Consider the following 24,366-nt stretch of genomic DNA (forward strand, 5'->3'; position numbering starts at 1 on the left):
GAGGCAGTCATGGCGGCCTGGGACGATGCCCGTTCGGATGTGCGCGCCATGGCCGAGAGCCTTGCCCGCGACCACCAGTCCGTGGCGGCGGTGTTGTTCTATGGCTCGGGCCTGCGTTCGGATGATCCGTCCGCCATTCTCGATCTGTATGTGTTGGTCGATAGCTATCGCGGCTTTCATCGGGCCGCGCTGGTGGCGCTGGCGGGGCGTCTGTTGCCGCCTAATGTGATGTTTTTCCCGTCGAACGGGCCGGGTAATGCCGGCTTTAAGGTGGCGGTGATCTCAAGGGCAGCCTTTGCCGCGCGGCTGACGGCCAAAAGTCTCGATACGACATTGTGGGCGCGGTTCTGTCAGCCGGTGCAACTGGCCTATGCCCGCGATGCAGCGGTGCGCCAGTGGACCAAAGATGTGCTGGCCTCGGCTGGGCAGGCGGCGGCCCACTGGGCGGTGCGGCTGGGGCCGGATCACGGCACGGCGCGCGATTACTGGACGGCGCTGTTTGCCCATACCTATGCCGCCGAACTTCGGGTGGAAAAGGCCGGGCGGGGCGGCGCGCTCTATGATTTTGCGCCGGGCCATTATGACGCTTTTCTGCCCGTTGCGGGGTTGGTTGCGGCCGATGGTGGTTATACCCGCCAGTTGCACCGCCTCGCTTTGCGCAGCAGCCGGATGGGCTGGCGTCTGCGCCGTCTGGCCGGTAAGGGGCTCAATGTCGCACGGCTGATCAAAGCACTGTTTACCTTTGCGGATGGCGTGGACTATATCCTGTGGAAATTGCAGCGCCATTCAGGCCAGCTGATCCACTTGTCGCCGTGGCAACGGCGCCATCCGCTGCTGGCCGCGCCCTGGGTTTTGACGAAGCTGCTAAGACGGGGAATCGTACGATGAGCGACGCTGTACAGATCGAAGCGGTAAGTGCCCCGCATAAAGGCGATTTTCTCGAACTGCCCTATCGGCTCAATCAGGGCGATGCCAACTGGGTGCCTCCGCTGAAAATGGAACGGCGCATGGTGTTAAAGCCCGGCGGTTCGCCCTATCTGCGGCGGGCGGAAACGGCGTTCTGGCTTGCCCGGCGCGGTGGCAAAGCGGTCGGCCGTATCAGCGCCCAGATCGACCCGTTGTCGCTTGAGACACTGCCCGGCGTCGGGCATTTCGGCTTTATCGCGGCCGAAAACGATCCGGCGATTTTTCGCGCTTTGTTCGACACTGCCGGGGCCTGGCTCAAAAGCCGGGGCAGCCAGCGCATGATCGGGCCGTTCGATTTTTCGGTGAACGAGGAATGCGGCGTGCTGGTCGAGGGGTTTGATACCCCGCCGATGATGATGATGCCGCACAATCCGCGCTATGTCGGGCCGCAGATCGAAGCGGCAGGGCTGACCAAGGCGCAGGATTTGTTCGCCTATGCTTTCGATTATTCCGGTGCTTTCAATAAGCGGATGCAGCGGCTGATCAAGCGCGCCTTTGCCTCGGGCGTGACGGTGCGCCCAATGCGCTGGAAGAATTATGCCGAGGAAGTGCGCACCCTTGTTTCGGTGTTCAACGATTCCTGGTGCGATAACTGGGGCTTTGTGCCGATCACCGATGAGGAGATTGGTCAGCTGGCCGAGCAGCTTAAACCCCTGCTGGCCGAGGAGTGGGTGCAGTTTGCCGAACTGAACGGCGAAACGGTCGGCTTTATCGTCTGCCTGCCCAACCTTAACGAAGCCATTAAGGATCTGAACGGGGCTCTGCTGCCCACCGGTTGGGCCAAGTTGTTGTGGCGGCTGAAAGTGTCCGGGGTGAGCTCGGCCCGTGTGCCCTTGATGGGGGTACGGCGTCAGCTGGCCGGTAACATGCTGGCCGGGATGATCCCCTTTGTGCTGATCGGTGCGCTCGAGCCGGAAACCCGGCGGCGCAAGATCAAGACCGTTGAAGTGTCATGGATGCTGGAAAGCAACCCGGCAATGTGTGCCATTGGCGAGGCGATTTGCGGTAAGCCCTATAAAACCTATCGGCTCTACGAGAAGGCGCTCTGATGGTGTCGCCACACATTCTTGTACTGGCCGGGCGGCGCGATGGTGATGCCGCAGTGGCAGCCCTTGGCGGGGTCAGCCACAAGGCGCTGATGCCGGTGCTGGGGGTGCCAATGCTGCAGCGGGTGCTGGCGGCGTTGCGTGACGGGGCGGCGGATGCCGCGATCAGCGTGGCGATTGATGATGTTGATGAAGCCCGTCCGCTGCTCGCGCGTTTTGGTGCCGACCGGCTTGATCCGGCGTCCTCTCCTGCCTCGACTGTGGCGGTGGCACTGCAACGGTTTGGCGCACCGCTGATGGTGGTCACCGCCGATCATGCGCTGCTGACCGGTGATATGGTGCAGTATTTCCTGGGTCATGTTGATCCGGCGCTGGATGGTGCGGTGGCGCTGGCTCGCCGTCAGACCATCGAGGCGCGCTATCAGACTAAGCGGACCTATTGGCGCTTTGCCGGAGCCGAGGTCAGTGGCTGCAATCTGTTCTATCTCGGTGCGGGCGGGGATAAAGCGGTGGCGTTCTGGCGCCTGCTTGAGGCCGATCGCAAAAAGCCCTGGCGTGTGGTGCGTCGTTTGGGGGCGGGTATGCTAATCGCCTTTGTCTGTGGCAAATTACGCTTAAGCGATGCGCTGGCACGGTTGTCGAAAACAACCGGTGCGGCGCTGGGGTTCGTCGATATGCCTTTTGCTGAAGCCGCCATTGATGTTGATAAGCCCGCAGATCTGGTTTTAGCCGAACATATTCTCGCGGACCGTCACGCCGCGTCACCGTCGGAGCGGCCATTATGAAATGCATCGACCGCTATCTGTCACTGGAACTGACCAAGCGGCTGGGGTGGGTGTTGGTGGTGGTGCTGGGGGCGCTGGTACTGGAGCGCTTGCTGCGCCTGTTCGATCTGGTCAGCATGAAGGGCGGCCCGATGTACATGGTGTGGGAGATGGCCGCGATGCTGATCCCCCACTATATGGGGTTGGCGCTGCCTGCCGGTTTCTTTGTCGCCATCTATCTGGTGACATCGGCCTGCAGTACCTACAATGAATTCGATGTGCTGCTCAGCGGCGGGGTGTCGCCGATCCGTTTTGCTGCCCCGTTTATTGCATCCGGCATTGTACTGACGATTTTTGCCCTCGGTTTGTTTGGGTATATGCAGCCCTATGGCCGCTATGCCTATCGCGCGGTGCATTATCTGGTCGATGCCGTGCCGTGGGGCGAGGATGTGCCCGAACGCACCTTCGCCACCGTCGATAAGGACGCCACGGTTTCTGCCGATCACGTCGATGCGGTCGGCAGCGGTTTGGCCGGAATTTTTGTGCATATGAAACAGGGCCCCGACGATGTGGTGATCACCGCCCGCCGCGGCAAGCTGATGTTCGGCCCGCAGAAGATTTATTACCGCCTGCGCTTGAAAGACGGCACTCAGCTGGTGACCAAGCCTGATGGCACGGTCTCGGCAGTGAAGTTTGACGAGCTGAATGTGCAGCGCAATTTCATCACCGATGTGGCGCCGTTCCGTGCCCGTGGGGATGATGTGCGAGAGATGACGCTGGGCGAACTGGCCGCGCATAAACGCATTCTATCCTCGGGCAACTGGACCGATGCGGAAGCCAAGGCCGAGCTGCATGCCCGTCTGGTGCGCTCGCTTTCCTTGTTGTTCCTGCCCTTCTTCACCATACCGCTGGCGATTTCAGCCAAGCGGCGCAAACGCAGCAGCGGGGTGATTACCGGGGCTGTGGTGCTGGTGCTGTTCCACTATGTACTGCAAACCTTGCAGGGGCTGGCAGGCGCGGGTAAGCGCCCGGTCATCAGTCTGTGGATTGCGCTTGCCGTTTTTGCTGTGATGGCGTTTGCGCTGTTCAGGCGGACGCAGAAATATCCCGGTTCGGGTGCACTTGATCCGGTGTTCGATGGCTTAAAACGGGCACTTGCCTGGCTCGTTCAGCCGCTGAAGCGGCTTAAAAGGGCCAAGTCATGATTTTAATGCGCTATTTCACCAAGCTGTTTGTAATGCGGTTTCTGGCCGTGTTGTTGGCCTTGTCGGCGCTGGTCGAATTGTTGTCGATGCTGGATGCGCTGCGCCACCTTGTTGGTCATCACCATCATCACAGCTTCAAGTTGGTGATGACGTTTACGGCGTTACAGTTTCCCATGGCTCTGGAGCAGTTGTTCCTGCTCGCCGTGTTGATCGGTGCGGTGCTGACCTTCCGCGCGCTGGCGCAGTCGAGCGAGATGATCGTGCTGCGCAGTTGTGGCATGTCACCGTATCGCTTGCTGGGCAGTCTGTTGCCGGTGGGGCTGGCATTGTCGCTGTCCTATTACGCCATTGTCGATCATTTTGCCCCGGCGGCTGAACGCTCGTTTGCCATCTGGTGGCACGACGTTATTCAGGCGGCAGATGAAGACGAAGATACGCCTAAGGGGGCGATCTGGCTGCGTGACGGATCAGAAGTCATTGCAGTGCAGAAGGTCGAAAATGACGGCAGGCATCTGGTCGGCCTGACGCGATACTTACGTGATGACAATGGTATTCTGATCGGGCGCGTCGAAGCCAAAACGGCAGACTATCAAAAGCCCGACTGGGTGATGACTGATGTGACCCGGGTTGATCTGCGCAACCATTCTGCGGTTGGCAAATCCTCCGCGCTGATGCCGCAGGCCGTGCACCGTGCGCAGATGTTGTGGCAGGGGGGGGCCTCGGCCAAGAATGTCGAAGAGCTGGCGGTGCCGACCCGGCGGATGCAGGCTTCCGAGGGGCGTCAGGTTCTGGCCGGGACCTGGTCTGGCTCGGCTGGCGCCGCGCATTATCGCACGCTGGTGCAGAAAAGTTATCTCGCTCCGCTGCTGCCGCTTTTGATGTTGCTGCTGGCGGTACCGGCGCTGGCGGGAACCGGGCGTCGGCAAACGGTCCGTGGCATGGTGGTGTCAATCGGCACCGGGCTTTTGTTTCTGGTCGCCAATGGTTTCTTCAGTTCGATGAGCGAGGCGGCGGTGCTGCCGCCGGTGGTGGCGGTGTGGACCGCGCCATTCTGCTTCTTTGCCATCGGCTTCACGCTTTTGCTGCGCAACGAAGAATAAGCATTGGGCGCGCGGCTATCGGCCCCTGAGGTAACGTGATTAATAAATTCTGAACAATCCGGTGCCATACCTGTCGCTGCTGTCGATTTTGGCAGCGGCGAGGGTATGATGTCCGTACATAAACGTCGCAAACTGCTGCTGCTGGGCGCCGGGTTCGAGCAGATCACTGCCATCGAAATCGCTCAGGAGCTGGGCTATTCGGTGACCGCCTTCGACAACCAGAAGGCGCCGGTGGGCGCTGCGGCTGCCGATGAATTTGTCAGCGTCAACGTCAAGGATGATGCAGCGCTGATCGAAGCGGCCCGTAAGATTCACCCCGATGGGGTGTTCGTGCACGCGGCCGAGCTGGCCATTCCTACCGCCAAAGTGGCCGATGCGTTGGGTCTGCCCGGTATCGGCACCGAGGTAGCGCGCCGCTGCACCGATAAACGCCTGCGCACCGCCGCGCTGGCCGAGGCCGGGATCGAAACCCCGGCATTTCGTATTCTGGAAAAATCTGCGCCGTTGGATGCCTGGATCGAGGCCTATGTTGCCCTTGGCCCCATGGTGGTGTGCAAGCCCCCCGATATGGCGGGGGCCCGCGGGGTCGAGCTGGTGCAGACGGCAGACGATGTCGCCTCCTATCGCGGCCGGGGCGGCGGGGTCGACGCCGATGCCTTCCTGATGGAGACCTACACCTCGGGCGGGCAGCTCAGCACAGAATCCGTTATCATCGACGGGGTGGTGGCCCATACCGCCATTGCGCTGCGCCATTACGATACCACGGCGGCTTTGCGCCCCTATCTGATCGAGGATGGGCATTCCATGGGCCTTGATCTGTCCGCCGCGCTCACCGCCGAGATTGATGCGGTGACGGCGCGGGCGGCTGCGGCGCTGGGCATGAAAAACGGCGTGCTGAAAGGCGATCTGATTATCCCCGGCGACGGGCGTATTGTTGTGCTGGAAATGGCTGGGCGTACCTCGGGCGGGCGTTTTGCCGATACGGTGGTGCCGCGCGCTACCGGCGTGAACATTCTGTACCCACTGATTCAGATGGCGATGGGTGATACCCCCGACCGCGCCTATCTGAAACCACGCTGGAAGGTCGGCATGTCGCAGCGTTTCTTCTTTCCCCCACCGGGCGAGACAATTGCGGCGATCCCGGATCTGAGTCTCACCGGGCAACGCCCCGGTGTGGTAGGTTTATGGCTCAACCGCCATCTGGTCACCGGTGCGGTATTACCGGAAGTTCGCTGCCATGGTGATCGTCTGGGGTATGTTTTATGCACAGGGGTAACACGCGAAGCGGCCGACGCGCTGGCGCTCGACATCACGCGTAATATGCGGTTTGATTTTGCCTCCTGATCGAAAGGGTTCAGCTATGGCCGACAATATCGTGATTTTTGGTTCGGGCGCCTATGTGCTGGGCGATGCTTTCGGGCCGTCGCCGGTATTGCGCGGTGTGTTGCAGTGGGCCCGGCGGCAGGCAACGTCGCTCGCCCCGCGTGATGTGCATGTCCAGCTCGTCTGCCACTCCTCCGACAAGTATGATTACGTCACCCAGAAAGCGGCGGCCGCCGCAGCCGAGGTTGGTGCGGCGCATCTGTTACAGGTGGTGCATTATGAAGAGGGTTTGCGCCTGTTTGGTGAACATCCGCTGGCGGCGTTTATCTGCGTGCCGGACGAGGCCCATGCCTTTTACCTGATGCGTGCCATCGAAACCGGGTGCCCGGCCTGGGTGGTCAAGCCGCTGACCGGCGAACTGGTCTCGGCCAAGGCGGCCTTTGATGCTGCCAAGGAAAAAGGCGCCGATGTCTGGGTCGATTACCACAAGCGGTTCGACCCGTCGAACAACTACATCTACAAATCGATGATCGAGCAAAGTTATGGCGATATGCTGCATTATTCGGTGCAGTACACCCAGCCGCGCTCGTTGCCGCTGGATGCGTTTACCTGGTCGAAAACCTCGGACGCCTTCACCTATATCGGCTGCCATTACGTCGATCAGCTGGATTTTCTGTTCCCCGGCATCGTGCCGGAAAAAGTAACGGCCACCGGGCTGGAAGGCGAAGTGTTCGAAACCCTGGGCGGGCATTGCTATGATCTGGTTCTGGCGGAAATCCTTTGTCGCAAGCCCAATGGCAAAAGGCTGATGGCCACCATGCAGGTTGGCTGGTGCGACCCGGCTGGCACGCCGGGCAAAAGTCATCAGCGTGTGGAAGTAACTTTTGCACGTGGGCGGATTATTGCCGACCAGAAGGTGCGCGGTCTGCAGATCTGGGACGAAAACCACACCAACGAAGTGAACCCCTTCTTCTTCGCATCGCGCATTGATCCGTTCGAACAGCGGCTGACCTATGAAGGCTATGGCATCGAAAGTATCACGCGGTTTCTCGACTGGTGCGTGACAACGCCCGAAAATAAAGCGTTCTGGCGCAAGTCTACCGCGCTGCCGTGGATTGAACGTTCGGAATTTACCGAAACCGTGCTGGATATGGTGCGTCGCTCGCTGGATGCTGATGGCGACTGGATCAAGGTGTAAGCAAGCCCATTCGGTCGTGCAATCCGTACAGGGCATATCCCTCATCCTTCGATACGCTCAGGATGAGGGGATTTTTATGCGAATGGCACTTCTCGGCTTTCGGCAACGCTTTTTTGTGCAATGGCCAGAATCTGCATCACGGTGAAAGCTTCATCGGCGGTCACTGGCACCGGGGCACGACCCAGCACGGCATCGCGCATGCCAGCGTAGAACGCTTGCCGGTCGTCTGCCAGCAAGTCGACGGGCGTCAGCGCGCCATCGGCTTCGGCCCGAATAGCTTCGGTGCCAACCTTCTTTTGTGGGCGTTTGGCTGCTTCGGCGGCATCGGCACCGGAAATCGTCAGGCTGGCTTTGGTGCCGTGAACGACGAAGCGCTGGTCGTCGGCCGCAGCCAGCGCGCTGGCCATCAGCACGACGCGGGTTTTGCCATAACGCAGGATAACGTGGAAATAGTCGGTTGCGGCGACGCCGTCGCGCTGGATTTCCATATCGGCGAAAATGCTCTGTGGACGGCCGAACAGTGCCACGGCCTGATCAATCAGATGCGGGCCCAGATCGTACCACAGCCCCGCCGCGGGCACCGCCTGCTCGCGCCAGTTGCCAGAGGGGACCGGACGGAAGCGGTCGAAATGCGATTCAAAATAGACGATCTTGCCCAGCCGCCCGCTCGCCACCTCGGCCTTCAGGGTGAGATAATCGCTATCCCAGCGCCGGTTATGAAACACCGATAGCAGCTTGCCGGTTTCCTGGGCCGTGGCCATCACGGTGCGGGCTTCTTCGCAGGTGACCGTGAAGGGTTTGTCGACCACCACCGCCTTGCCAGCATCAAGTGCAGCGATGGCAAGCGGGGCATGGGCTTCGTTCGGGGTGGCTACAACAACCAGATCAATACTGGCATCGGCCAGCAGACTGTCGGCGTCGGCGTGAACGGCGGCCTTGGGATAGGCGGCGTGGATTTCATCTTCCCGGCTGGAGGCGATAGCAACCAGTTCCATACCGGCAATCGCGGTGATCTGTGGGGCATGAAAGACCCGGCCGGCATGGCCAAAGCCGATCAACCCAACGCGTACTGTGTCTGCCATAGCCTGTCTCGCTTGCCGGTTACGGCCAGCATGATAGCCGAGCATTACAGCGCCGTCATCTGCGGCGATGTCAGATTGCTACGATTTTACGCCCGTTGTTTGGAACGGCGCAGTTGGGCCATGGCGCGAAACAGCAAGGTTACCGCCAGAAGCGGTAGCAGAAGGCGCTTACACCATAATGGCTCGAACTGGCCGTACATGTGCAGCATCCCCAAGCCGAGAATGGCGATGACATAGCCGCATTTGACGGTGCGGTGCCGCCCATCCGGCTCGGTATGGCCTTCATGCAGGACGAACACCATAATCGGCACAATCAGCACCAGCGCGATCAGCGATGGCAGCAACAACTCGCACCATTGTGGGTGAAACTGGCCCAGCAGGTAAAGTCCGCTCATCCCTAGCACGACAGTCAGATAACCGGCGCTGATGGCCGACGCGCGGCTGGCGGCGATGCGGTCGTCATCCTCGCCGCTTTCACTGTCGGTATCGAAGAAAATGCCGCTGCACAAATCGATCATGCTGATCAGCACCACGAAGATAAAACCGGCATCCAGCAGGACCTGGGTATAGTGCAACGCCAGTACCGCCCCAGGCTCGATCAGCTTGATACCGCGCAACAGCGGAATAAAGACACCCCCGCATGCCAGGAGCAGGGCAAGCCACTGCAGAATAGTGTTTTCATGGGCCTGCGAATGGGCGAGGCTTCTGCCCCCATGGGTGCTGAGGGCCTTGAGCGCGCGGTGGCGCGCTTTGACTTCGCCGCGAAACAACAGAAAAATCGCAATCATCGCGGTGAAGCAATAGAGCACCGGCACCAGATAAAACCAGCTTGGCGCCGCACCGCGGGCCACGGCATAGCCGCAAATCTGGTTGAGCGGGAAAATCACCAGAAAGGCCGGCAAAGCCCATTTAAGCCGTTGCCAGCTTTGACGCCAATCGGACGCCACGGCTTTCTTGCCGTGATGTTTTGGATTCTCCATCTCGCCCCCCCTCAGAGTGCACTCAATTCAAATGAACGCATCCCCGCCACAAACGTAAGTAATATAAAATGAGTCGAGTATGGTTACTCGTAAAGGTGGTGTTAGCGCAACTACTTTAGAAGACATTCGTACGACTTTGCTTCGTCTTTATACGTCTTATTCTGTAAGATGAATAAAGTTTGATTTTATTTGTATGTTTAACCACGGTAATGCTTACGCTTTAGGCGTTTAGGTCGGCTTTTTCGCTATGGTGTTAACGAAATGACTTTAAGCCGAGGTCGGACTGTTGTCTGGTTCAAGACAGAAGATGTCTTCCACGGTAACGCCCAGCGTCTCGGCCATGGCCAGTGCCAGCAGGGTCGAGGGGATGAAGATACCATTCTCCACCGTGTTGACGGTTTTGCGCGATACGCCCAGGCGCGCCGCCAGCTCGGTCTGGGTCAGACCCTTCTCTGTGCGGAGATCTTTCAGGCGGTTGGAAAGTTTGCGTTCAATCGCCACGCTGCTTCTGCCCCAATCGTCGCACGAAATGCATTACCGGCACGGCCACGGCCAGCGCGATCAGCGGCAGGATCAGGCGCATGCTCCATTGCGGCTGATACTGACCGATCAGATACAGCGCCCCCATTCCGAACACCGCGATGATATAACCGGTTTTAACGGCGGCGTTGCGGCTGGTGGTGATGCGGTCTTCGTCAGCTTCGGTGTAGCTGGCGCTGTCGAAAAAGATGCCGCTGCACAGATCAATGGTGCCGACCAGCACCAGAAAGGCAAACACTGCGTCGCAGAGGCTGAGTATGTAATGCAGTCGCCGCATCAGCGCGGGATCGGGCAGCTGAATATCACGCAGTAACGGCACCAGTGCGCACCAGAGCACCAGCAGCACCGCCAGCCCCATCAGCAGCAGGCGCGCAAAACCATCGTGGTGGTGCCTGCGATGTAGTGCCAGCTCGTCGCTATCGTGCCGGGCTTGCGCGCGGGCAAAGCTGGCCAGGACTGCCGCCATGACTGCGAAGCAGTACAGCACCGGCCAGACATAGAGCCAGTTTGGTCCGCCATGACCAACGGCATAACCGCATGCCTGACTGAGGGGGTATATCACCAAAATGGCCGGGATGGCCCAGATCAGCCGCCGTCTATCCTGTCGCGTTGCCGTGGCGGATTTGGTGCGATTGCCGCGTGGAGTTTGCATGGGTCAGCCCCACGGCCCCTTGCGCCACCCCAGATGAAGACTGGCCCGCAAACTGCGCAGTCGCCCGGTGATGCGCCGGGCGTGTGAGGGTTTGAAATGGAAGGTGACCAGATAGAGCAATATCGCGTGCCCGAACATCCAGACACTGAGCAGCCCATGCAAATGCGCTAAACCTGCCGCGGCCGGAATGCCCAGCCCGGCCAGCCAGCCGTTCGACAGCGCCAGCAGATAGAGGAAGAATAGGGCAGTCCAGCTGAGCGCGACGACGGCATTGGCCACGCGCCGTTCGTGCAGCTTGTGCTTTAAGCGGGCAACAATCTCGGCATCATAAACCGGCACTTCAGCCATAGCGTTCCCCTCACTTAGCTGTAATACGTAACCTTGGGGTGACAGTAACCCGTGGGTTACACTTTTGTCAAGCGTAGCGGGGTCGCACTTGCCATGGTTGCGGTGGTGCGCCGGGACCTGCGGTGGATGAGGCGGTGGTGGGGCTTTTTAAGGATAGGTCTTGATCCGGAGGCGCAAACTTGCTGTAAGGGGCGCCACAAACGGGCGGGCGGTTAGCTCAGCGGTAGAGCATCTCGTTTACACCGAGAGGGTCGGGGGTTCGAAACCCTCACCGCCCACCATCCTTGCTGCCAGAACAGTTTGGGTGCCCCCCAGTTTGCATGTGTTCCGGCAGGGCACCCAATCAAAAAACTCAGGCTAAAAGTTTCACATCAGAGCTTTGTTACTTGTCCGCTTTCTGTGCGCAACGGGTAATGCCCGCTGCGATGTAATCGCGTGCGGCTTCGACATCGCCCCAGCCAAGGATCTTGGACCATTTGTTCGGTTCCAGATCTTTGTAATGCTCGAAGAAATGTTCGACCTGGCTGCGGGTGATCTCCGGCATGTCGGTGTAGTTATGGATGTCTTTGTAGCGCGGGGTCAGATGCGGTGAGGGAACCGCGATGATCTTTTCATCCTGTCCGCCATCATCTTCCATCAGCAGCACGCCGACCGGCCGGACATTGATTAGGGCACCCGGCACCAGGGCGCGCGTATTGCAGACCAGAACGTCGACGGGGTCGCCGTCGCCGGAAAGCGTGTGCGGGATGAAGCCGTAATTCCCCGGATAGCGCATCGCGGTATAGAGGAAGCGGTCGACGACCAGAACGCCGGCGTCTTTATCGATTTCGTATTTGATCGGCTCGCCCCCATTGGGGACCTCGATCAAGACGTTGACGTCGAAGGGAGGATTGATGCCAATGGCAATCCTGTCGATCTGCATGGTTACACGTATCTTTCGTAGCTAAGGGGCAATCAGCTGCTTTCCTGGGGGACTGTTTTGCGCTCTGGCGTATTCGCCATCAGCACATCGGTTTGCCGCCGTCCGTTTCCAATTGACGGGGCGCATGTCTGAGGCTGGCGCGTTTTGGCGCGGCCGTCTCATTTCCCCTTAAGGCGATCCGACAGGATCGGCTGGGGGCATGCCGTTCTGTATTAATAAAAAATCGGCGTAAGAAAAAGATACGTATACGACATAATCGCAACTATTTTCGTAATGTGTCTGTGCCGATTTCTGTTTAACATGTTGAAAATAAATATGTTCTTGCCTGTTTGGTGGGCAGGTTCAACTATGAATGTGGTTAACCAGGCAGGTCTGAGTGGTGCGTACTTCTGGTTGTTTTTTCTTCGGGTGTACGGTTTTGAGCTGAGAGTGTTGCGGTCGTTGCGGCCCTGCCGGTCTTGGTGCCTCGCATTGACGTGGGGCGGGGGCAAGGTTAAGGAAATGACCGTTCTTTGAAGGCATGAGATCATGAAAGTTGAGCTTTACCATAACGATTTACCCAATGGGCTGGACCTTGGCCCGGTGGTGGCGATCGATAGCGAGACGATGGGGCTCAACCCTGGTCGTGACCGGCTGTGCCTTATTCAGATGTCGTCGGGTGACGGGGTCTGCCATGCGGTCAAATTCGATGGTAAGGATTACAGCGCTCCCAATCTGAAGCGCATGCTTTCTGATCCTAAGGTTTTGAAACTGTTCCATTTTGCCCGGTTTGATGTGGCGATGTTCCGCCGCTATCTTGGCGTTGAAACCAAGCCGATCTATTGCACCAAGATCGCGTCGAAGCTGGTGCGGACCTATACCGACCGCCATGGCCTCAAGGATCTGGTGCGCGAGCTGTTGCAGATCGACATCTCGAAGGAGCAACAGAGCTCGGATTGGGGAGCCCCGGTGTTGTCCGACAAGCAACTCAGCTATGCCGCGGGTGATGTCGCCTATCTGCACCGGCTCAAGGACACGCTGGATACCATGCTGGCGCGGGAAGGTCGTACTGAATTGGCACGGTCGTGCTTCGATTTTCTGCCCACACGGGTGGCGCTGGATCTGGCTGGCTGGCCCGAAGTCGATATCTTCGCCCATTAAGCTTTACGCTTCAGCGTTGTAGACCTTCAAGCCCCGCGATGTTGCCACTGTCGCGGGTTGTGGCCCTCTGACATGAAGAAAAAATAAATGTTTCCAAAGGCTAATAGTCGCCTTGCATGATCAAAGGTTTTATGGCCATTTTTGGCATGATTTTCGCTTGAAGGACGGTCTTGCCGGTTCGGCCGCGGGGCATCGGGTCCCTGACGTGGCAACCTGCTGATCAGACTTCCGGCATGTAAGGGGCGGTCGTCGTGGCCGCCTTCGGCATAGAGCAGGTTGTACATGGATTCCAAGACCAACGGCGATCTGGCCGCGGCTGCGCGGGTATTTGATTATGCCGTCGAGGCGATCGAGCGCTTACGCGCCGTGCTCAACGGTGATTTTGTGTGCGCCGTTGATGCCATGTTTGCCACCGAAGGTCGGGTGATCGTTTCCGGTATGGGCAAAAGCGGTCATATCGGTCGCAAGCTTGCCGCCTCGCTGGCCTCGACCGGGACCCCGGCGCATTTCGTTCATCCGGCAGAAGCCAGCCATGGCGATATGGGCGAGGTCACCAGCAAAGATGTGCTGCTGATGCTGTCGTGGGGTGGGGAAACCGTCGAGCTGTTCAATCTTATCACCTATGCTAAGCGGTTTCGCATTCCGCTGATCGGCATGGCGTGCAATGCCGATTCAACCCTGATCCGTTCTGCTGATATCAAGCTGACGTTGCCCAAGGTGCGTGAAGCGTGCCCGATGGGGCTGGCGCCGACGACCTCGACCACGCTGATGATGGTGGTGGGCGATGCGCTAACCGTGGCGCTGATGGAACGGCGGGGCTTTTCCGCCGATCAGTATCGCAATTTTCATCCCGGTGGCTCGCTGGGCCGTGGTCTGATCCGGGTCGCGGACCTGATGCATAAAGAGGATGTGCCGCTGGTTGCTCCGGCGACGTCGGTGCCGCAGGCGCTGCTGAAAATGGCGGCAGGGCGCATGGGCTGTGTTGGTGTGGTTGATCCGGCGGGCGATATGCTGGGGATTGTCACCGATGGCGATATCCGCCGCAATTTCGGCCGCGATCTGATTGATCGCACGGCAGGGGACATTATGACCCGCAATCCCCGCGTGGTGCATCCCGAACAGCTGGCGGCAGAAGCGCTCGCCTTTATGAACGAACAGAAGATCACCCAGGTTTTCGTGTTGCCCTCTGATGGTGGCCGCAAACCGCTTGGCGTGCTGCACATCCATGATTGCTTGCAGGCAGGGGTGAAATAATGCTGAAAAAGCGGTCCCAAGCGCAATTGCATACGCCCGATGGCTGGACGCATCATGTGCGTACCACCGCCATTCAGGCGTTGCGTTACAGCCGCTTTGTCGCCGTTATGCGCCACGCTTTGCCGCTGATGGCGATTGCGGTGCTGGGCGTGGTGCTGGCCTATGCGCTGTATCCCCGTGGTGACCGCTCCTCGCTGTCCTATGAATCGGCCAGTCAGGTCAAAGGCGATCTGACGATGAAAAAGCCCCGGCTGTCAGGCACCGACACCAGCGGCAATCCGTATCTGATTACCGCCGAAACGGCGGTGCAACAGGGCAAGAATGCGCGTAAGGTGGCACTGCAAAGTGTCGATGCGGACCTGCAATATGAGGGTAACCGTTGGGCCAGCGCCAATGCCGGTCATGGTTTCGTCGATTTCGACGCCAAAATGCTGACATTGACCGAGGGGATGTCGGTCTTCACCGATAGCGGCTATGAAATGCACACTGCCAGCGCAATTGCCGATCTCAACCAGAACACCATTGTCGGGCATGAGCCGGTCAATGGGCAGGGGCCGATGGGCACCTTCAGTGCCAATGGCTTTACGATCAATCGTCAGACCCGCCATCTCACCCTGCTGGGTAATGTTCACATGAAGCTCTATCCGAAGAAGGTGAAATCCTGATGCGTCGCACCGCTACATTCCCACTTATCGCTGGTGCTATGGTCTGCGGGCTGGCCGTTTTGGGCACGGCCGATGCGGGCACCGATACACGCGCCAAATTCGGTCTGTCCGATCCCAATGCGCCGATCGCCTTGTCGGCGGACCGCTTTGATGCCGATCAGAACAGCAAGACCCTAGTCTATACCGGCAATGCCGTGGCGCGACAGGGGGATGTTTATCTGCATACAGATCTTTTGCGGGTCGTGGCACCCGACGGCAAAACGCCGGACAAGATTTATGCCCAGGGCCATGTTGTGGTGACGTCACTTTCGGGAACCGCCACCGGCGATGCTGCGGTGTATGATGTTAATCCGCGTATCATAACCCTGACCGGCCATGTCGTGCTGACCCGCGAAGAAAATGTCATGCGCGGCGAAAAAATGGTCGTCGATCTGGTGTCGGGCGTGTCTAAATTGGGGGGTAAACCGTCGACGGGGCGGGTGCAGGGGCTGTTCACACCGCGTACCATCACGGACAAAAATTCGGATGATCCGAGTTCGGGCGCGAAAAAATAGGTTCACCTTTCTTTAAAGCGAAGCAGGCAGAGTTTTATCATGACCGATCAAGCGCTTTCGACGGAACAGTCTCCCCTGCGGCCCAAAGTCTATGAGGGCGGTAAAGGGCTGGTGGTAACCCGCCTGGCCAAAAGTTATAACAAACGACCGGTGGTGCGTTCGGTCAGTATGTCGCTGCATCGTGGCGAAGTGGTCGGTTTGCTCGGCCCCAACGGTGCCGGTAAAACAACCTGCTTTTACATGATTTCCGGCCTGATTCCGGCCGATGCCGGCACGATCGAGGTCGATGGGTATGATGTTACCCATCTGCCGATGTACCGGCGGGCCCGGCTTGGTATTGGCTATCTGCCGCAGGAAGCGTCGATCTTTCGTGGATTGACTGCCGAGGAAAATATTCGCGCCACTGCCGAACTGGTCGAACCGGATGCCGGCCGGCTGGATGCGGCGGTCGAGGAGCTGCTCACCGAATTTGGCGTCACCCATGTGCGTTCGACCCCGGCGATTGCGCTGTCGGGTGGCGAGCGGCGCCGGGTGGAAATCGCTCGCGCACTGGCCACTCATCCGTCCTACATTCTGCTCGATGAACCACTGGCCGGTATCGACCCGATTGCGGTGAACGATATTCGCGAACTGGTGCGCCATCTCAAAAAGCGTGGCGTTGGTGTGCTGATCACCGATCACAATGTGCGCGATGCGCTCGATATCATCGACCGGGCCTACATCCTGCATGACGGTGTGGTGTTGAAAGAAGGCACGCCGGCCGAAATCGTCGGCGACCGGGATGTGCGCCGGGTCTATCTTGGGGAGCATTTTTCGTTATGAGAGTTGTGCTGCGTCGATCATACCGCCTGACGCAGGGCGGAGCTTAAGGCGAGGGGGCCGGGGGGATGGCTTTTTCGCAACGCCTTGAGCTACGCCAGGGACAATCGCTGGTTATGACGCCGCAATTACAGCAGGCGATCAAGCTGCTGCAATTGTCGAACATCGAACTGACCGAATATTGCGAACAGGAGCTGGAAAAAAACCCCCTGCTTGAACGCGATGAAAGCGGAGGCCTCGCCCCCGATGGTGACGCCCCCGGCGAGATGCCTGGTGGTGCTGTTGCGGACGCTGGCGGTAGCGATGGCGACGCCGGTGAGGGGGCCATGAGCGCCGAGCCGCTTGAAAGCGCCCTGGCGCGCGAAGATTTTTCCAACACTGAAGCCATCGACGCCGCGCGCGAGGATCTTTACGAGCCGCCCGATACCGGCGAGCCCGGCGCAAGTGAACCTAGCTATGAAGGCATGCCCTCTGAAGGGATGGCTGCCACGGCCGATTGGGGGAAGGGCGGGCGACCCAGCGGCGAAGAAGATTTCATCGAAGCCACCGTGTCTGAAGCGGGCACACTGAAAGACCATCTGGTCGAACAACTGACTATTGCCGGGCTGGATGGTGCGCGTCGTCTGATTGCCGTCTCGCTGATTGATGCTGTTGACGAGGCGGGCTATCTGCGTCTGGATCCGGCCGAACTGGCGCTGCGTCTGGATGCCCCGCTGGCGCAGGTTCTCGCGGTGCTCACCATCGTGCAGGGCTTTGACCCGGCCGGTGTGGCTGCGCGGGATTTGGCCGAATGCCTTGCCCTGCAACTGAAAGAGCGCAACCGTTTTGATCCGGCTATTGAAGCGCTGCTGAGCCGGCTTGATCTGGTGGCCCGGCGTGATATTGCCCAGCTGTGTGAGATCTGCGCGGTCGATGCCGCCGATGTCACCGACATGATTGCCGAGATCCGTAACCTAAGCCCTAAACCCGGTTTGTCTTTCGGTTCTGAACCGGTGCAGCCGGTGGTGCCAGATGTCATTGTGCGCAAGGGTAATGACGGTCTGTGGCAGGTCGAACTGAACGCCGATACGCTGCCGCATCTGCTGGTCAATGCCCGCTATTTTGCACAGGTTTCCGCTGGTGCGCGGGATAAGGAATCCAAATCCTATCTCACCGAATGTCTCAACAGCGCTAACTGGCTGGTCAAAAGTTTGGATCAGCGGGCGCGCACCATCATGAAGGTCGCGTCTGAAATCGTGCGCCAGCAGGATGGCTTCCTCAATCATGGTGTGCGGTTTCTGCGCCCACTCAATTTGCGCGCCATTGCCGATGCCATCGGTATGCATGAATCCACCGTCAGCCGTGTAACCTCGAACAAATACATTGCGACGCCGCGCGGGTTGTTTGAACTCAAATATTTCTTCACGGCGGCGATCGCTTCGGTCAATGGAATGGAGTCCCATTCCGCCGAAGCTGTGCGTGACCGCATCCGTGAAATGATCGACAATGAAAAGCCGAGCGAGATCCTGTCGGATGACCGCATCGTGGCGCTTTTAACTGCCGATGGCGTCAATATCGCCCGGCGCACCGTGGCCAAGTATCGCGAGGCGATGCATATTTCCTCCTCGGTAGAGCGCCGTCGGATCAAAAACGAACAATCCGCTTCGGTTTAAGGTCGCGGTGGTGGGGGGATGGTGCCGTGCCCGCGCGCGTAACGCCGCACAATTGTTATATTTTTTAACTTTAAAGACACTGTGCGGCCTGTTGATCCGGGCGGCTTTGGCCCCTGGCGTTGACTTTAACCCAGACGCGGACTACTCCTCCCGCGCGATATACTAGGCCGGTCCGCGAAAGCGCGATGCGCATCAACGTCTGGCTATGGCAGGGCAGATGCCACCTTGCCGGGTTAGGTTAAAGCGTTCCGGTCGGGGGACCGGTCAACTACCCAAAAGGGCTGTCATGCAGATTGCGGATTTGCTGGTTTCCGAAGGTGTCTTTACGGCGATTAAGGCCCAAGGCAAGAAGCAGCTGTTTCAGGAACTGTCGGCGCGGGCTGCACCTTTGGTGCATATGCCCGAGAAGCGGGTTTTTGAAATCATCAGCGAACGTGAGAAGCTTGGCACCACCGGCGTTGGCCAGGGGATTGCCATTCCGCATGGTCGCCACACTGAAATTGAAAAGATCACCGGCCTGTTCGCCCGCCTCAATCCGCCGGTGGATTATGCTGCCGTGGATGACCAACCTGTCGATCTGGTCTTCATGCTGCTGGCACCGGAAAGTGCGGGCGCCGATCACTTAAAAGCGCTGGCGCGGGTCTCGCGTCTGTTACGCAGTCAGGCCATTTGCGGCAAGCTGCGCGCGGCTGCTACGGTGCAGGAGCTGTTCGCCATTCTGTCCGAACCGCCACCGGTGAGCAAAACCGTCGCTGCCTGATCTGTTTTACGTTCCTGTGCGCCGTTCGGGCAGGCCTGTGCGGGTTTGGCGGGCGCGGATGTTTGCCATCGCCGTATCGAGGGCCGCTTCATAGTCCTCGGGCGTGTCCGCAGGGCGTACCAGATGATAGACCTTCTTGGCCGCACGTTCGAGAAAGCGTAAGCCGCTGTCGTGCTCGCTGGTATTGCGCAGCATATCAACGGCGTAATGGGCCTGATTACACCACATCACCAGATCGGGCCGTTTGGCTTCGCTGCTTTCATGGGCCAGTGCATTGGCCAGCATATCAACCTTTTCGGTTACGCTCTGCACCGGCTCGCCGGTCGGGATACCATCATTCAGGAAGCGATAGAGCACCCCAAGCTGGAAGGCATCCACGCGCAGCTTTTCGTCAAGGACATGGCGCCGGGCCTGTGGCAGTTCGCGGTCCAGACGTTTGTCGGTGGCCTGGGTGGTCAGGCGCTCGGCGGCCTTCATATGCAGGGTATTGGGCGGTACAAAAAGCCCTGCCGTATTCCGGCCGGGATCGCGTCGCCGGTCGGGCCCGATATAGTCGTAGGTGATGACGAAGCCTTTGCGGCGCAAGGTCATGGTTTCAATGCGCTCGGCCAGAATACCCTGCGAAAAGGGGCGCAGGATGACATCGTCGGCACCGGCATTGATGACCTGCCGGATCAGCGCTTCGGATTTGTCCCAGCTGGTGGCCGCGATCACGGTAAAGGGGTTGTAGCCGGCCACGCCCCAGCGCAGTGACTGAATATGCTGGCAAATCTCGCTGTCGAGCGCATTGACCTCGCAGAACACCAGATCCGGGTGGCGATAACTGATAATGCTGGCAAAATCGGCAGGGGTGGCAACACCATCCACATTGCGAAAGCCAAGCGCATTGAGGGCTGCACGCAGCACGCTGCGGCTGTCGGTAACAGGATCAAAAATCAGAACGTCAACCGCCTCGTAGAGCAGGTCCGGCACGGCGTTCCTCCATGTCAGCACTACTCTTAGTATAATTCCTATTTGTATGTAACGTAAACGCGCGCTGGCGAAGCTGGTTAACTCATGGCGGCAGATGCAAGGTTTCGTAAACACAAAAGCCCCGGCACGAGACACGCGCCGGGGCTTTTACATATTTCGTGTAATGAAGGCGTTTAGGCCGGAACCGCCTCGATGATGGCCAGGAAGTCCTTGGCCTTGAGGCTGGCACCGCCGACAAGCGCGCCATTAACGTTCTTCACGGTAAAGATTTCCTTGGCGTTGTTCGGTTTGACCGAGCCGCCATAAAGGATTTCCATCTTGTCGCCAGCGGCACCGAACTTGGCCGACAGCGTCGCACGGATGAAGTTGTGCATGACGTCGATCTCGGCAATCGTCGGGATCTTGCCGGTGCCAATGGCCCAGATCGGCTCATAGGCGATAACCAGATTATCCGCCGTAGCGCCTTCCGGCAGGAAGGACAGCTGGTGGCCGACGATTTCGTCCTGCTTGCCCGCCACGCGCTGGGCTTCGCTTTCGCCCACGCAAACAATGACCTTGAGGCCCGCGCGCCAGCCGGCTTTGGTCTTTTCGGCGATGAATTCATCGCTTTCCTTGTGGTAGTCGCGGCGCTCGGAATGACCGACGATGACCCATTTGGCACCGGCATCAGCCAGCATTTCCGGGGCGATATCACCGGTATACGCGCCAGACACTTTGGCGTGGCAGTCCTGGCCACCAACCTCAACTTCCGGGCCGGCCACCTGGGCCACGCGCGAAACCAGGGTCGCTGGCGGACAAATGAGCACTTTTGCCGCAGACGGGTGGGCTTTCAGTGCGTCTTTAAGGGCCTTCACCTCAGTAATTGAGGCGTCAAGGCCATTCATTTTCCAATTTCCTGCAATCAGCATGCTCATCTCCTTGCCGTAGCCGAAGCCTCTCCCTATCATTCGCCGCCGATTTGCGCCACACCGCTATAGAGAAAAGTCATGCTCCAAAAGTTACGCCAATTCTCGAAATCCTGGATTTCTAGCCTCTTCCTGGGCATTTTGTCGCTTGCCTTCGTGTCGTGGGGTGTCGGCGATATCCTGCAGGGGCACACCGATACCGCGGTGATCCGTGTCGGCAAAACCGCGGTCGATCAGACCGATTTCCAGCGGGATTATAACAATTATCTGCGCAATCTTGGCGCGCAGCGCGGCGGTGCGATTTCGCCGGAAACCGCCAAACGCGAGCATATTCCCGATACGCTGGTGCAACAGACTGTGTTGACCACCGCGCTCGACAATGTGGTGCACCGGCTCGAGCTGACGGCGTCCGACTCACTGGTTATGACCCGCATCCGCTCCATGCAGCAGTTTGCCGGGATCAACGGTGCCTTCGATCGCAATGTCTTCCAGCAGCTGATCGAGCGTTACGGATATACCGAGAAAAGCTTTATCGAGCAGGTGCGGGCCGATTTTGCCCGTGCTCAGCTGGAAACCGCCGTTGAAGGCGGCTTCGCCATGCCGGTCGGTTATGCCCGCGCCATCATGGCTTTTGCCAGCGAGCAGCGCGCCGCTGACTATGTTGTGGTGGGCGATTCCGGGCTGGCCCCGATTGCGGCCCCGTCCGATGCGGTGCTGACAGCTTATGCCAGGACACATGTCGGGTCCTATTCGACGCCGGAATATCGCGATGTGACCTTTGCCAAGCTGGCCCCCGAAGATGTCGCCGCCACGCTCAACGTCACCGATGCACAGATCAAGCGCGCCTATGATGCCCGTCACGAGCAGTATGTCATTGCCGAAAAGCGCAGTGTCGAACGGCTGACCTTCCCCGATCAGAAGGCTGCTGCCGAAGCCAAGGCCAAGATCGATGCCGGTCAGAGCTTTGCCGATGCGGCAAAGTCGCGTGGTTTTGCCGAAAAAGACATTTCGCTCGGCGATGTCGTTGCTGCCGATCTGGATAAGGCCGAGGCCACGGCTGTCTTCACCGTCAAGGATGGTGGGGTGACCGCGCCGGTCAAATCGACTTTCGGCTGGAACATCTATCATGTGACCAAAATCATCCCCGGCAAGGTGACGCCGATTGAACAGGCCCGTGACGAGCTGAAAGCACTGGTGCAGAAGGAGCTGGCCCGCGCTAAGCTCGACGATGTCTCGAATGCCTATACCGATGCGGTGACCAGCGGTCTGTCGCTGACCGAAGCGGCCAAGAAGGCCGGGCTGACGACCATCCATGTCGCCTCGATCGATCGCGACGGTCTGAAGGCCGATGGCACCAAGGCTGACGCGCCCGATGATGCGGAATTCCGCGCGCTGGTCTTCAAGTCTGAAATCGGCGAGGAAGGTGACCCCGTCCTGACCAAGGCCGGCACCCTCTATGTCATTCAGGTCAACGGCACGGTGCCGCCGAAGCTGCGGCCGCTGGATCAGGTGCGTGATAAGGTGCTTGCCGCCTGGACCGCCGAAGAACGCGCCAAGCTGCTGCGCCAGCGCGTGGCTCAGCTGGTGGCACAGGCCAACCGTAGCGGTTCGCTCGATGCCGCTGCCAAGGTGGCCGGTACCGCGGTTCAGCATTCCAAGGTGCTGACCCGGCAGTCGGCGGACGGCACTTTCTCGGCCGATACCATGCGGGCGTTCTTTGCCGCTGCCCCGGGGGCTACGGTTTATGGTGCGCTGCCGACTGGTGGCGGGTATGTCGTCGCCCGCGTGACGGCGGTGGCCCATCATCTGCCGCCGGAAAACAGCCCGGATACAATGCGGGCGGTGATGGCGTTCTCGCAGAGCATGGGAAGCGATCTGACCACTTCCTTTGCCTACGCCGCGCGTGACAAACAAGGCGTCAAGATTAATCAGAAACTGCTCGATAGCACGGTCGGCAAAGGTGAAGGTTCGTAAAAGTGTCGTTTTCTCCCGATTTCGAAATATTCGCACGCGGCTATAACCAGGGTGCGCCGCAGCTTCTGACCACGCGGCTGATCGCTGATCTTGAGACGCCGGTTTCGGCCTATCTCAAGCTCTCGGTCGGTCGGGACAACACCTTCCTGTACGAAAGCGTGCAGGGGGGCGAGGTCAAAGGGCGCTATTCGATTATCGGGCGCGATCCGGACCTGATCTGGCGCTTAAAAAACGGCAAGGCCGAAATTGCCCGGCCTCAGGGGGCGGTGGTCGAAAGTGATTTCACCCCGGCCCCCGATGGGGACGATCCGCTGGCCTCGATGCGGGCTTTGGTGCGGGCCATGCGCCTGACCTTGCCCGCCGGTCTGCCGCCGATGGCTGCCGGTCTGTTCGGCTTCCTCGGCTATGACGTGGTGCGGCTGGTTGAGCATCTGCCCAATGTGCCGCCCGATACGCTGGGATTGCCCGACGCCACGCTGGTCCGTCCGTCACTGACGGCGATTTTCGACAATGTGCGCGACGAAATTTTGCTGTCTGCCCCGGTGTGGCCCGAGGCAGGCGTTGATGCCAAAGCCGCCTATATGCGGGCGGCTGCGGCACTTCAGTGCGCGATCTCCGATCTGGAAAAGCCGGTTCCGGCCCCTCTGGCCCCACCTGCCGATGTGGCGGGCGAGATGGGGGCCGAACCCCTCTCCAACATGACCAAAGACGAGTATTTTGGCATGGTGGCGCGGGCCAAAGAATACATTATGGCGGGCGATATCTTTCAGGTGGTGCCGAGCCAGCGCTTCCGTCGGCCCTTCTCGCTGCCGCCAATGGCGCTGTACCGCGCATTGCGTCGCCTCAATCCGTCGCCCTACCTCTATCATCTTGGCTTCCCCGGCTTTGCCGTGGTCGGCTCCAGCCCGGAAATTCTGGTCCGTCTCAAAGACGGTATTGTCACCATCCGTCCCATCGCGGGCACCCGCCCGCGGGGCAAGACGCCGGAAGAAGACGAACGTCTGGCGATGGAGCTGATGAACGATCCGAAGGAACGGGCCGAGCATCTGATGCTGATCGATCTGGGGCGCAACGATGTCGGCCGCATTGCTGCGGTGGGCGACGTCAAAGTGACCAAGAGCTTTTTCATCGAACGCTACAGCCATGTCATGCATCTGGTTTCGGATGTCGAAGGCCATATCCGCGACGGGCTTGATGCCGTCGATGCGCTGGCGGCGGGCTTGCCCGCGGGCACGCTGACTGGTGCGCCCAAGATCCGCGCCATGGAAATCATCGACGAGTTTGAAAAGGAAAAACGCGGCGGCGCCTATGCCGGTGCGGTGGGCTATTTCGCGGCCGATGGTTCGATGGATATGTGCATTATGCTACGTACCGCCGTGGTCAAAGATGGTACGATGTATGTACAGGCTGGCGGTGGTATTGTTGCCGACAGCGTGCCGGAGTCCGAATATCAGGAAAGCGTCAATAAATCGAAGGCGCTGATGGCCGCTGCCGACGAAGCGGTGCGTTACGCCCGGGAGAAATATCAATTGCGCTAGGCGCCGA

General features: G+C 59.3%; 24 protein-coding genes and 1 tRNA gene. 17 read left to right on the plus strand and 8 right to left on the minus strand.

Annotated elements, in window-relative coordinates:
* The first annotated feature begins 9 nt into the window (after window positions 1-9).
* From ACZ5RI_RS05880 to ACZ5RI_RS05910, 7 genes are all read left to right on the plus strand, one after another.
* A complete protein-coding gene (locus ACZ5RI_RS05880; RefSeq protein WP_464515184.1) occupies window positions 10-888 on the plus strand; it encodes a hypothetical protein in 879 nt (292 codons plus the stop codon).
* Complete coding sequence (locus tag ACZ5RI_RS05885) at window positions 885-2,015, plus strand: dATP pyrophosphohydrolase (RefSeq protein WP_464515185.1); 1,131 nt, start codon at window positions 885-887, stop codon at window positions 2,013-2,015. The genes ACZ5RI_RS05880 and ACZ5RI_RS05885 overlap by 4 nt, the downstream gene beginning before the upstream one ends.
* Window positions 2,015-2,797, plus strand: a complete 783-nt coding sequence (locus ACZ5RI_RS05890) for a nucleotidyltransferase family protein (RefSeq protein WP_464515186.1) — start codon at window positions 2,015-2,017, stop codon at window positions 2,795-2,797. Before ACZ5RI_RS05885 ends, ACZ5RI_RS05890 begins: the two co-directional genes overlap by 1 nt.
* Window positions 2,794-3,981: an LptF/LptG family permease gene (locus ACZ5RI_RS05895; protein WP_464515187.1), complete on the plus strand. Its 1,188-nt coding sequence runs from the start codon at window positions 2,794-2,796 to the stop codon at window positions 3,979-3,981. The genes ACZ5RI_RS05890 and ACZ5RI_RS05895 overlap by 4 nt, the downstream gene beginning before the upstream one ends.
* Entirely contained in the window at window positions 3,978-5,081 is a 1,104-nt protein-coding gene (locus ACZ5RI_RS05900; protein WP_464515188.1) for an LptF/LptG family permease, read from the plus strand. Before ACZ5RI_RS05895 ends, ACZ5RI_RS05900 begins: the two co-directional genes overlap by 4 nt.
* Before the next feature lie 105 nt (window positions 5,082-5,186).
* Window positions 5,187-6,425, plus strand: a complete 1,239-nt coding sequence (locus ACZ5RI_RS05905) for an ATP-grasp domain-containing protein (RefSeq protein WP_464515189.1) — start codon at window positions 5,187-5,189, stop codon at window positions 6,423-6,425.
* Window positions 6,426-6,441: 16 nt separating this feature from the next.
* Window positions 6,442-7,602 carry a Gfo/Idh/MocA family protein gene (locus ACZ5RI_RS05910; protein ID WP_464515190.1) on the plus strand — a complete coding sequence of 387 codons (1,161 nt, stop codon included), beginning with the start codon at window positions 6,442-6,444 and terminating at the stop codon, window positions 7,600-7,602.
* A gap of 74 nt (window positions 7,603-7,676) precedes the next feature.
* Here ACZ5RI_RS05910 and ACZ5RI_RS05915 read toward each other — a convergent pair whose 3' ends face one another.
* From ACZ5RI_RS05915 to ACZ5RI_RS05935, 5 genes are all read right to left on the minus strand, one after another.
* A complete protein-coding gene (locus ACZ5RI_RS05915; RefSeq protein ID WP_464515191.1) occupies window positions 7,677-8,684 on the minus strand; it encodes an oxidoreductase in 1,008 nt (335 codons plus the stop codon).
* 86 nt (window positions 8,685-8,770) lie between these two features.
* On the minus strand, window positions 8,771-9,664 hold the full coding sequence (locus ACZ5RI_RS05920) for a hypothetical protein (RefSeq protein ID WP_464515192.1): 894 nt from the start codon (window positions 9,662-9,664) through the stop codon (window positions 8,771-8,773).
* Window positions 9,665-9,931: 267 nt separating this feature from the next.
* A complete protein-coding gene (locus tag ACZ5RI_RS05925) occupies window positions 9,932-10,159 on the minus strand; it encodes a helix-turn-helix transcriptional regulator (RefSeq protein ID WP_464515559.1) in 228 nt (75 codons plus the stop codon).
* Window positions 10,155-10,856, minus strand: a complete 702-nt coding sequence (locus ACZ5RI_RS05930; RefSeq protein ID WP_464515193.1) for a hypothetical protein — start codon at window positions 10,854-10,856, stop codon at window positions 10,155-10,157. The genes ACZ5RI_RS05925 and ACZ5RI_RS05930 overlap by 5 nt, the downstream gene beginning before the upstream one ends.
* A gap of 3 nt (window positions 10,857-10,859) precedes the next feature.
* Entirely contained in the window at window positions 10,860-11,204 is a 345-nt protein-coding gene (locus ACZ5RI_RS05935; protein ID WP_464515194.1) for a hypothetical protein, read from the minus strand.
* Window positions 11,205-11,410: 206 nt separating this feature from the next.
* On the opposite strand from ACZ5RI_RS05935, the gene ACZ5RI_RS05940 reads away from it, so the two are divergent.
* Window positions 11,411-11,485: transfer RNA gene (locus tag ACZ5RI_RS05940), tRNA-Val, on the plus strand.
* 101 nt (window positions 11,486-11,586) lie between these two features.
* Here ACZ5RI_RS05940 and ppa read toward each other — a convergent pair.
* Window positions 11,587-12,126: an inorganic diphosphatase gene (gene ppa, locus ACZ5RI_RS05945; RefSeq protein ID WP_464515195.1), complete on the minus strand. Its 540-nt coding sequence runs from the start codon at window positions 12,124-12,126 to the stop codon at window positions 11,587-11,589.
* Window positions 12,127-12,654: 528 nt separating this feature from the next.
* On the opposite strand from ppa, the gene ACZ5RI_RS05950 reads away from it, so the two are divergent.
* From ACZ5RI_RS05950 to ptsN, 7 genes are all read left to right on the plus strand, one after another.
* Complete coding sequence (locus tag ACZ5RI_RS05950) at window positions 12,655-13,266, plus strand: ribonuclease D (protein WP_464515196.1); 612 nt, start codon at window positions 12,655-12,657, stop codon at window positions 13,264-13,266.
* Between the two features lie 282 nt (window positions 13,267-13,548).
* Window positions 13,549-14,520: a KpsF/GutQ family sugar-phosphate isomerase gene (locus ACZ5RI_RS05955; RefSeq protein WP_464515197.1), complete on the plus strand. Its 972-nt coding sequence runs from the start codon at window positions 13,549-13,551 to the stop codon at window positions 14,518-14,520.
* Window positions 14,520-15,185: an LPS export ABC transporter periplasmic protein LptC gene (gene lptC / locus ACZ5RI_RS05960; protein ID WP_464515198.1), complete on the plus strand. Its 666-nt coding sequence runs from the start codon at window positions 14,520-14,522 to the stop codon at window positions 15,183-15,185. The genes ACZ5RI_RS05955 and lptC overlap by 1 nt, the downstream gene beginning before the upstream one ends.
* A complete protein-coding gene (locus ACZ5RI_RS05965; protein WP_464515199.1) occupies window positions 15,185-15,739 on the plus strand; it encodes an LptA/OstA family protein in 555 nt (184 codons plus the stop codon). The genes lptC and ACZ5RI_RS05965 overlap by 1 nt, the downstream gene beginning before the upstream one ends.
* Window positions 15,740-15,778: 39 nt before the next feature.
* Window positions 15,779-16,561, plus strand: a complete 783-nt coding sequence (gene lptB / locus ACZ5RI_RS05970; RefSeq protein WP_464515200.1) for an LPS export ABC transporter ATP-binding protein — start codon at window positions 15,779-15,781, stop codon at window positions 16,559-16,561.
* A 65-nt stretch (window positions 16,562-16,626) separates the two neighbouring features.
* A complete protein-coding gene (rpoN, locus tag ACZ5RI_RS05975) occupies window positions 16,627-18,210 on the plus strand; it encodes an RNA polymerase factor sigma-54 (RefSeq protein WP_464515201.1) in 1,584 nt (527 codons plus the stop codon).
* Between the two features lie 286 nt (window positions 18,211-18,496).
* Window positions 18,497-18,970, plus strand: coding sequence for a PTS IIA-like nitrogen regulatory protein PtsN (ptsN, locus tag ACZ5RI_RS05980; RefSeq protein ID WP_464515202.1), 474 nt, complete (start codon window positions 18,497-18,499; stop codon window positions 18,968-18,970).
* 6 nt (window positions 18,971-18,976) lie between these two features.
* Here ptsN and ACZ5RI_RS05985 read toward each other — a convergent pair whose 3' ends face one another.
* Both ACZ5RI_RS05985 and tpiA read right to left on the minus strand, forming a co-directional pair.
* Window positions 18,977-19,942: a response regulator transcription factor gene (locus tag ACZ5RI_RS05985; RefSeq protein ID WP_464515203.1), complete on the minus strand. Its 966-nt coding sequence runs from the start codon at window positions 19,940-19,942 to the stop codon at window positions 18,977-18,979.
* 173 nt (window positions 19,943-20,115) lie between these two features.
* Window positions 20,116-20,850, minus strand: a complete 735-nt coding sequence (tpiA, locus tag ACZ5RI_RS05990; protein WP_464515204.1) for a triose-phosphate isomerase — start codon at window positions 20,848-20,850, stop codon at window positions 20,116-20,118.
* Between the two features lie 78 nt (window positions 20,851-20,928).
* Between tpiA and ACZ5RI_RS05995 the strand changes: the two genes are divergently transcribed.
* Together ACZ5RI_RS05995 and trpE are read left to right on the plus strand one after the other, a co-directional pair.
* Window positions 20,929-22,821: a peptidylprolyl isomerase gene (locus tag ACZ5RI_RS05995; protein WP_464515205.1), complete on the plus strand. Its 1,893-nt coding sequence runs from the start codon at window positions 20,929-20,931 to the stop codon at window positions 22,819-22,821.
* 2 nt (window positions 22,822-22,823) lie between these two features.
* Window positions 22,824-24,359: an anthranilate synthase component I gene (gene trpE / locus ACZ5RI_RS06000; RefSeq protein ID WP_464515206.1), complete on the plus strand. Its 1,536-nt coding sequence runs from the start codon at window positions 22,824-22,826 to the stop codon at window positions 24,357-24,359.
* Window positions 24,360-24,366 lie beyond the last annotated feature (7 nt).

It is taken from the genome of Micropepsis pineolensis (assembly GCF_055392125.1).